1 protein-coding gene is annotated in these 461 nt (G+C 68.1%); it reads left to right on the top strand.

From position 1 onward, the window contains the following. On the top strand, nt 1-461 hold a 461-nt coding region (locus BST12_RS29485; RefSeq protein ID WP_170062240.1), incomplete at both ends, for an alcohol dehydrogenase catalytic domain-containing protein.

Below are 461 nucleotides of genomic sequence, written 5' to 3'. Positions count from 1 at the left end.
GTGTATGTCGCTCGGTTGGCGCAGGCTGCGGTGGCGGGGGTGCTGACGCCGCCGGCGGGGCGGGCGTGGCGGTTGGGGATCACCGGTAAGGGCACGGTGGACAACCTCGTGTTAGAGGGTTGGCCGGTAGCAGAGGCACCGTTGGCCGCGGGGCAGGTGCGGGTGGCGTTGCGGGCGGTTGGGGTCAACTTCCGGGATGTGCTGATCGCGTTGGGGATGTATCCGGAGGCTGATGCTGCTTTGGGTCAAGAGGGCGCGGGGGTGGTCGTCGAGGTCGGTCCAGAGGTGGCCGGTGTGGCGGTGGGGGATGCGGTGATGGGGCTGTTTCCTGGGGCAGGTCCGGTCGCGGTGACTGATCATCGGCGGGTGGTGGGGATGCCGGCGGGGTTGTCGTTTATCCAGGCAGCTGGTGTTCCGGTGGTGTTTCTGACCGCCTACTACGGGTTGGCAGATCTGGGGCG

This window comes from Mycobacterium angelicum, assembly GCF_002086155.1.
GTDB classification, from domain to species: Bacteria; Actinomycetota; Actinomycetes; order Mycobacteriales; family Mycobacteriaceae; genus Mycobacterium; species Mycobacterium angelicum.
This window is presented reverse-complemented; position numbering and strand designations above follow the sequence as displayed.